Source organism: Cognatundibacterium squillarum (genome assembly GCF_014652435.1).
GTDB classification, from domain to species: Bacteria; Pseudomonadota; Gammaproteobacteria; order Burkholderiales; family Burkholderiaceae_D; genus Undibacterium; species Undibacterium squillarum.
Map to the genome: position 1 here is coordinate 1 of NZ_BMYU01000015.1, position 7,900 is coordinate 7,900.

Here is a 7,900-nt window from a genome sequence, read left to right on the forward strand (position 1 = left end):
CAAAAATGGCCTTGTCGCGTTTTTGCAGGAATCGGGTTTCCGTCCTTGGTTCTCGCCTTGGGTTGTTTTTTCGCTCTGGCGCATGAGCGTATAAGGAGAAGCCCTGCTTCGGACTTCAAATTTTATTTTACTGTAAAACAAGTCTATTTTTTTGCGTAATGTTGTTTTTGTTTTTCAAAAGCGAAGCGAAAAAAACACACAAGGGCGAAGCCCGATTTCTGCCAAAAGTGCATTTTGCACCTGTGTGTTTAATATTTAAATCTTTAATCTTTTCGCGCGCGCGCGCGAGGCAACAGGCTTGAAAGCCTNGTTATGGGGTCCTATTTACCAACTAGGACAAAAACCCCGCGAACTAGGACGCGGGGTTTGACGCGTCTCTTTTTTGATATAAACTCACTATAGTTTTTAAAATAGAAACCTATGTGAACTGCACCAATTCGCCTCGATCTCGCAAAAATGTCTAATCTCACCGTCCGACAGGGAAATGAACTCATAGAGGCAAGCTACAAAATAGCCTCTCTCGGTGAAGCCCGCCTTATTCGCTTGCTTATTGCTCAAATATCCCCGAGTGATGAAGATTTCAAAACCTATCAAATATCCGTTTCGGACTTTGCGCGAGTCTTTAACTTAAACGCTCGCGACAGTAGTGTGTACGACATGGTGGAAAAATCGGCCGAGGATCTCATTAAGCGCATTATTACGATTAGAGAGGGAAAAAGCTGGTATAAAACAAGCTGGCTTTCCTCTGCTAGGTACGTCCACGGTAGTGGAATTGTAGAGCTTCGATTTGATAAAGATTTGAAGCCTCATTTGTTGCAGTTGCAAGGGTATTACACCGAATACGATCTAGAGCACACCGTGCATTTTAAAAGTCTGTATTCAGTTCGCCTTTTTGAGTTACTAAAAAAAGAAGCATTCAAAGCAGATGCTGGCGGGTATTTCAAGCGGTCTTTTGAGTATGAAGAATTACGCGAGAAAATGGGCGTAGAGAAAGACGAATATGTATTTTTTAAGGATTTCCGTATTCGCGTAATTGAAACGGCCACGAAGGAAATAAACAAATTTTCAAGCATAAATATCGTGCAGGTAGATTATGCGAAAACAGGGCGAAAAATATCACACATTGTTTTTCACGTTGAAAAGCAAAAACAGGTTTTCATGGAATTAGAAGGCGGGTCGCCTAACTTGGTTGAAAAGACTATTGAGCCAAAGGATATACACCCCGAGGATGTTCTAGAAATGATCTCAATGGGTATTGAAGAGGCCACGGCGTATAGGTGGCGCAAAAAATACGGAGTGAAGAAAATAACCCGCAATATTGCCTATACTCGCGCTATGCAAAAAGCTAAAAAAATCCGTGATTCTGTGGCTGGATATTTAGCCCGAGCGATTGCCGATGATTTGGCGAGTGGATGGGAAAAAGAACAGCAAGAGCGCGACAATCGAGCAAAGGCCGAGAAAGAGGCGCAGGAGCGAGAAATACAAGCAGAGAGAGAAAGAGCCGAGAAAATAAAATTCTCGGTTGAGAATGCTTTTAATTCGTTTTTGAAACTAACCGAAAGCGACAAAGAGAAAGTGAAAGCGGATTATCTTGCACAGGCAATGCCAGCGATGAAAAAGACATTTGCAAAAAATGGAAATGAAGACCGATTTTTTAGAGATTATTTAGTTCGTTATTTTGAAAATGTATAGAAGATAGATTTTGAATAGACAGTGAAATATAGAATACTGAAACATTACCATGTTTTTATATTTTTTTAGATAAATTTTTATGTAAAGGAGAAATAAAATGACAGTATTGGAGCGGATTAAAAATATGAGGAACGATGGAATTGGTGCAATAGTATGGGCATCTATTTTTGGTGTAATAGTATTGAATGAAATGTGGTTTAAAAATTTAATTAAACATAATTATTTTTTTGATCTTAATATATGGGTGTTTTTTGTGATATTGGTATTAAGTGCATTTTGCGCTGGTTTTGGAATACGATCACTGCAAAGTGAAGATATTATGAAGTCTATAGTGCATTCATATAGTGAGTTAATTAAAGAAAAAAATAATGATATAAATAATTTGAAAAGTAAGTTAGAAATAATTAGTGATGAAGACTATCAAGAAGAACAAAAGCATCAGGTTGCAATAAGAAGGGAAAAAGAAAAATTAAGAGCATACGCAGAAGTGCAAATTGAAACTATGAGACAAATGCACGATGCAAATATAAATTGTGAAGAAAATTTATTGAAATTACGAAAAAAAATGAGTGAGATAGAAAATTCTGAGAATAAACAATTTGCAAATGAACTATTAAAAGATTTAGAGAAGCGATTTGGGGGATAGTATGAAGAGTGTCGCACAAGTAATAGCAGAATTGGATCCAGAATATCAAAGGAAAACACAGGAATTACAAGCCAATATACAAGCAAAATATGATATTGCTGGCGCACAAATGCAACTGCAAAGAAACATATCAGAAGCACAAATGCAATTGCAAAGAGATATTGCAGATCAAAATTCGCGTGATAAGTGGGAAATAGAAAATAAGAGAAATGAAACAACTATTGAAGCTGAAAAAATAAGGGCGAAAAATGCGCGTGAACTATTAGAGCGATCTAATGAATTGGAACAACAAAAAATCTCCTATAAAGCAATTATAGAATTAATGTCAAAAGGGACTGGTGGCCTTTTAGATAGTTATCAAGAAAGAAGAAAATTAATACTCGATGGCGTAGAAGAAAATAGAAAATTACGAAATGGTGCGACACTTTCGGTAATCAATGCCTTTATTCAAGATAAATTGGCAGGCCGTACCATGTTAAGGGAAGACTACATGGCCGAGAGAAACATGGCGCGGGAAATGGAGCGCATGGAGTTACAGCACAAAATAAAAATGGCTGAGATGGAAATGGAACACAATGCACGTTTCATTTTGAAAGCATACGAATTAGAAGGCGTACATGGTGCGAAGGTCGAGATAGATCGACTGATAAACGAGTGGTCTAAATGATTTTGGACTGTCTACAAGTGTCCTATGTTGTGTTTTTAGGTGTCCTCTGGACTGTCCACCTGACACAGGTATGATACTAGAATGAAAACGCAAGGCGTTTAAACTTCAGTCGAAAGAGTGGACAGTATCAGAGTGATACATATAGTATTTTAGGTGTCAATTTCAGGGTCTTCTATGGTTTCGCTGTCACCTATGCTTTTGGCTTGTATATGCGAACCATTTCACCATATAAGGGGTACGCATGCAGGTCGGATTTTCCCAGCTAATAGACCAAGAAGAAGAGCTGATGAAGCAAGTCTTACAGCTTCGGGAGACAGGTCTACATGTCCTTAGTTTTGGCGAATTTACACAGCTTATTGTGTCTCGGAGGACAGTGCAGACTGTCACCCATTTGCCCGAAAAAATAGCAAATCATGACGCTATTTTACGCATGACAAATGAGGAAATAGAGAGGACACAAACAAAAAAATTCACCCCAGCAGACACGCGAGAATTACGCCGTGCTTATTTGCTGAAAGAACACAATAAAAAAATCCTAAAAAAACAAGATCATGAAGAAGAAATTCTGAACTATTTCAGCCTATCGGAAAAGCCTACACTATTGGATTATAGAAGGTATATTTCCCAATATTATAGCCAAGAGTTTGCACCGTTTTTTTCTGATATTGCATTCAAAATCCCCCTAGATTATCTCAAAAGACACGCCTATATTTCGGCAGGCTCAGGGCATGGAAAAAGCGAGTTAATTAAACAGCTTGTTTATCGTGTTATGCAGTCTGGAAGCTCTGCAATTATCCTTGACCCTCATGGGAAATTGGCCGACGAAATAGCCCACTGGAAGGAGTTCAAAGAAGACCCTGATAGGCTAGTATATTTCAATCCATACGCAATGGGCGACCACCTAAAATGCGTGCCTGTAATTAATCCACTCGCAGGATTAAGGAACCACATAGAGCTAGACAAAACCGTTGAAGGTATCCTATCAGGAATCACGGCAGTGGTGGGAAATGCGCAAGACCTTACAAACAGAATGAAGGTAATTTTGAAGCCTTGTTTGTACACTTTCGCATATCACGATAAAGAAACAAACCTGTATGACTTACTCGATTTTCTTGGGAATGGAGAGAGGGCAGAGTATTGGAAAAATCAAGCGAAATTGACCTTAAAAAATAAAGCATTGGTAGAGACTATTGATGACTTTGACTCTAAAGAGTATCGCGGTACAAAGGGCAGTATAGTAGACCGTATAAGGTTTTTTTTATTGTCACAGGCTCTTGATTCATGCCTTGTTGGAGAATCGAGTATCGACCTTATAAGTGCCATGAACTCGGGCAAAATAATCGTATTTAATCTCGACGTTGGAGACGAAACAAGCGGGGCTTTTGGGCGCTTTATTGTCAGCTCTCTTGTCACGTTAGCGAGGCAAAGAAAAGGCGATAATGCAGGAGAAAAGAAGCCTGCATTCTTGTTTCTAGACGAGGCTGACAGATTTATGACAGATGCTATAGAGATGATCTATAGAGAGACTCGAAAATACGGCCTATATCTCACTCTAGTGCAACAAATAGCGGGATATAGATTGTCTCATGACACTATGAACGCAATCACGGGAAACAGTATGCTTCGTTTCGCTGGAAGCACTGGCGGAAGCTCTAGCTGTGCAAAAATCATGAGTGATATGGTAAAAGTAAATACTTCGGATTTGGATAGTCTAGAACCACTCAGTTTTTGGGTGAAATATGGCAATTCAGACGCTAAAAAATTCCGATTAAGTCATGATCTTCTAGGATCAAAAAATAGCATGAGTAGCGAAGAATGGAACACGGTTTTATTGAAACAAAAAAGCCTTTACTATCGGGATTATTCGCACAATTTGAGAAACAATCGTAATGAAGAAGACAGTGTAAAAATAAAAGAATTTAAACCGCACGACTATTCATAAATGAAAAGATTCAGAAAGAACACGACAACGACCCATTTGACAGTGTTGCATATGGTATCGCGTATGATTAACTGCACCTCTGCAACGCTCTCCATTGCGATGGATAAAGAAGGCTCAGAGCGGAACTACAGAGGGTATTTAAACGACCTTGTAATAGAGGGCTATTTATACAAGAAATCCATTATAGATAGCACTCTGGAAAGCACAGGAGGCCGAAAAATAGGGACACTTTTTGCATTAACGAAAAGCGGTGCAGAGGTACTTTCGGAAATGATAGAATTGCCGAAAAATGGTATTTACTTTTACAAAGAAGGAATAAGGGCGAAAAGCCCATTTGGTTTTACACATAGAGCTTTATTGATTGAAGTCATTGCGGAATTTTTTAGGCTAGAAAAACAAGGTAAAATAGAAATACTCGATTTAATACCAGAATTTCAAAAGGAAGGTGCAAGCCGACTTGGAACAAGTAAAGCAACTTCAAAAGTAGCGGTAGAAAACGGCTTTGTAGTGCCTGATGCCCTCATACGTTTAAGGATAGGGGAAAAGGTGCGAGTTATCGCGCTGGAGCTACATAGAACCACTAGTACAACGCACATTAACGAGCAACTTGTTAAGCATGCTGAAGCAATGAAAAAGGGGCTTTTTAGTGAGTATTTTGAAGAAGATTCAACGTCATTTTTATGCTCGATACATGCGCGAGAAACGACACTGAAAAACACTATTAAGCTGATAAGAGAAGGGAAATTTCCTAACTTCGACACCTATTCAAATGGCTATCATTTCACCACGGTTTCGGATATACGAGAAAATGGAATCACAAACGCTTTTTTCCATGCAAACGGGGAAAAATCTAGATTGTTCAATATTTAGAAAGGGAACAAAATGTCAGAAACCACAGTAGTGCAAAATTCTAAAGTAGACGTGCTTGCAAGCCTTGAAAAACAACGTCAGGAGTTAAGCGCGAAAATTGATGCAGAACGCTCTAAGGCGTTGGCCGAAATAGTAGCCAAGGCAAAGGCCGATTCAGCAAGTATTGGCGTTTCGGTAGATGAATTGATACAGGCACTAAAGCGAAGTAACAAGACCGCTAAAGGCCATGATGCGAAGTATGCGAACCCGCAAAATAGTAGCGAAGTGTGGGCAGGAAAAGGCCGGAAGCCGGCATGGTTGGTCACCGCTTTGGAGCGTGGCGAAAAATTGGAAAGTTTCCTTTTGAAAAAGAAAGCTTAGTAAAAAACAACTTATTTAGAGAAAAGCCGAGCAAGAAAGCTTGGCTTTTTTTCTGCCTCTTGGGGCTTGGCCATTTCGATCAGCTTTACTGTATCGGTCAATTTGTCCACCTGGCTTCGTAACCAGGTCTCGCGTTCTCTCGCTTCCCTGTCTCGTTCTTGATAGTCTCTTAATTGCGCCCGCAAACGTTCATTTTCAGCTTCTAAAGCTGTGTTTTTTACGGTGTCCTCTAGTGTCGCATGTTGTGTTTTTACCTGTGTAATAGTGTCTACCTCTGTCCTGTCCACTGTCTCCTTTATTTCTAATTGGCCGAAGACTCTATGAAGCTCTGAAATATCTATAACAGAGTGTCCTTTCCCGTTTTTTGAAACCGATAGTTTCCCAGTGCTGATATAGCTTTTGTATAGATTTGACCGTGATATTTTTGCAAGCTTTGCAGCTTCGGAAACGGAGACGAAGGCCATGATTTTTAAGGAGAATAATTAAGCTGTCTTTAGTGTACACACCTGTCCACTAAAGACAAGAGTAGACAGGACAGAGGTAGACACTTTGAAAATCAAAGGCTTATGAGTGGATGGAATGAAAAAGAGCTGTGGAAATTTCCATACTGAAAATTTCCACAGCTCTTTTGAATGACAGAAACGAATTTGACTTGGTACGGGATTGCATAGAATGAACGGGTAGGGTTAGCGCCCTACCCGTCACCTGCGTCACCGCTATTTGTTTTTGTATCAATTACAGGCTACACGAAGCCAATCAGCCCAACGCGATAGAGGATGACGACTGCAAGTGTTCAAAATGTTATGAGCAATGCTATAAACATTCAAAGAACGACTAGCAGAAAATCAAATACTTGGCGCATTGCGCTTTTCTGAACTTTCATATAGGGAAAGTAAAGGAATAAAAAACGCTGAAATCGGTTCAGCGTTTTTATATTACCGCGAAAACAGGTGGAAGGCTTCAAAGCACGGCTTTTTTGACACATTCGGCCAAGGGCGTACAATGACGAAATAGCCCTATAGGTGACACCATGAATACTGCCGTATTAAATCAAATCCCCAAAGGGGAAGACCTCACAAGAGCCGTTTTTGAGGTCGAAGAGATCGAGCAAGCGCGAAAAGTCAAAGCTCAAATTCAGCGTGGCCTCGATGCGTCCAACGATAAGAGCGCACCGAGAACCGCACACGCCGATTTCATGGCCGAGCTGAAAGCCGAACTAATGAGCCGAGTAGATGCGCGATAAGTACCGTATTAACTGGCTTGAGCCTGCAAAAGAAGACCTGCGAAACATCGTTTTTTATCTAATCGACAAAGCCCCACTGGTAGCTTTGGGCATTCAAGATGAGTTTGCGCACCAGTTGGCCATACTGGAAGAATTTCCAAATATCAGCCAAGAAAACGCCTATTTTGACGGTGTTTTTGATTTCAAAATCAAAGGCTTGCCATACATCGTTACTTATAAAATCCTGCATGACTCACGCACCATTGAAATTTTGGCCGTGCTTCATGAGCGGAAAAATCGAGCAAATCCTAAAAACTATCCCTTCTGACGAAAAACGCGCTTGTAGCGCGTTTTTTTATGCCTGTTTTCGTAGTTTTTGAAATTTGAAGACAAAGAAACATAAAAAGGCGTTGCCTATGCCTATTTTTAGAGCTTTGGCGACGTTTTTATGTGTTCTTGGATAGGGTGGTAGCCTAACACAAACAAAAACGCGACAGAGGC

The 7,900-nt window shown here is 40.0% G+C and carries 9 protein-coding genes; 8 read left to right on the forward strand and 1 reads right to left on the reverse strand.

Annotation, left to right across the window (positions count from 1 at the left end; all coding sequences use genetic code 11):
- The first annotated feature begins 456 nt into the window (after positions 1–456).
- The 6 genes from IE092_RS18555 (at position 457) to IE092_RS18580 (ending at position 6,177) form a co-directional block, all read left to right on the forward strand.
- A complete protein-coding gene (locus tag IE092_RS18555) occupies positions 457–1,692 on the forward strand; it encodes a replication initiation protein (protein ID WP_189359185.1) in 1,236 nt (411 codons plus the stop codon).
- Positions 1,693–1,789: 97 nt separating this feature from the next.
- The gene (locus tag IE092_RS18560) at positions 1,790–2,338 is read left to right on the forward strand and encodes a hypothetical protein (protein WP_189359187.1); all 549 of its coding nucleotides are present in this window, start codon (positions 1,790–1,792) and stop codon (positions 2,336–2,338) included.
- 1 nt (position 2,339) lies between these two features.
- A complete protein-coding gene (locus IE092_RS18565; protein WP_189359189.1) occupies positions 2,340–3,005 on the forward strand; it encodes a hypothetical protein in 666 nt (221 codons plus the stop codon).
- 241 nt (positions 3,006–3,246) lie between these two features.
- Complete coding sequence (locus IE092_RS18570; protein ID WP_189359191.1) at positions 3,247–4,947, forward strand: type IV secretory system conjugative DNA transfer family protein; 1,701 nt, start codon at positions 3,247–3,249, stop codon at positions 4,945–4,947.
- 63 nt (positions 4,948–5,010) lie between these two features.
- Positions 5,011–5,817 carry a hypothetical protein gene (locus tag IE092_RS18575; RefSeq protein WP_189359193.1) on the forward strand — a complete coding sequence of 269 codons (807 nt, stop codon included), beginning with the start codon at positions 5,011–5,013 and terminating at the stop codon, positions 5,815–5,817.
- Between the two features lie 12 nt (positions 5,818–5,829).
- Positions 5,830–6,177 (forward strand): H-NS histone family protein, encoded by a 348-nt coding sequence (locus tag IE092_RS18580; protein WP_189359195.1) that lies wholly within the window; start codon positions 5,830–5,832, stop codon positions 6,175–6,177.
- Positions 6,178–6,188: 11 nt separating this feature from the next.
- Here the strand turns inward: IE092_RS18580 and IE092_RS18585 are convergent, their stop codons facing one another.
- A complete protein-coding gene (locus IE092_RS18585; protein WP_189359197.1) occupies positions 6,189–6,641 on the reverse strand; it encodes a hypothetical protein in 453 nt (150 codons plus the stop codon).
- 566 nt (positions 6,642–7,207) lie between these two features.
- On the opposite strand from IE092_RS18585, the gene IE092_RS18590 reads away from it, so the two are divergent.
- Complete coding sequence (locus IE092_RS18590; RefSeq protein ID WP_189359199.1) at positions 7,208–7,420, forward strand: hypothetical protein; 213 nt, start codon at positions 7,208–7,210, stop codon at positions 7,418–7,420.
- Entirely contained in the window at positions 7,410–7,727 is a 318-nt protein-coding gene (locus IE092_RS18595; RefSeq protein ID WP_189359201.1) for a type II toxin-antitoxin system RelE/ParE family toxin, read from the forward strand. The genes IE092_RS18590 and IE092_RS18595 overlap by 11 nt, the downstream gene beginning before the upstream one ends.
- The last annotated feature ends 173 nt before the right edge of the window (positions 7,728–7,900 follow it).